We start from the raw sequence: 460 nt of genomic DNA on the forward strand, positions 1-460 counted from the left end.
CTTCAAGGGCAACGACATCGAGCGCTTCTACCGCTACGGCCTGCTGACCAACCCCAGCCTGAAGATCTACAAGCCCTGGCTGGACCAGCGCTTCATCGACGAACTGGGCGGCCGCAAGGAAATGAGCGAGTTCCTGATCGCCAACGGCTTCGACTACAAGATGTCCGTCGAGAAGGCCTACAGCACCGACAGCAACATGCTCGGCGCCACCCACGAAGCCAAGGACCTGGAACACCTCAACAGCGGCATCCGAATCGTCAACCCCATCATGGGCGTGGCGTTCTGGAAGCCGGAAGTCGAAGTCAAGGCCGAAGAAGTCACCATACGCTTCGAGGAAGGTCAACCGGTCGCCCTCAACGGCCAGACCTTCGCCTCGCCGGTCGAGCTGTTCCTCAAGGCCAACGAGATCGGCGGCCGCCACGGCCTGGGCATGAGCGACCAGATCGAGAACCGCATCATC

At 61.1% G+C, this 460-nt stretch carries 1 pseudogene; it reads left to right on the plus strand.

The features are described from left to right. Positions 1 to 460: pseudogene (locus RMP09_RS08120) on the plus strand (argininosuccinate synthase domain-containing protein); the annotation flags it as partial.

The sequence above is a fragment of the Hydrogenophaga sp. genome (genome assembly GCF_031426985.1).
In the GTDB taxonomy this organism is placed as follows: domain Bacteria; phylum Pseudomonadota; class Gammaproteobacteria; order Burkholderiales; family Burkholderiaceae_C; genus Hydrogenophaga.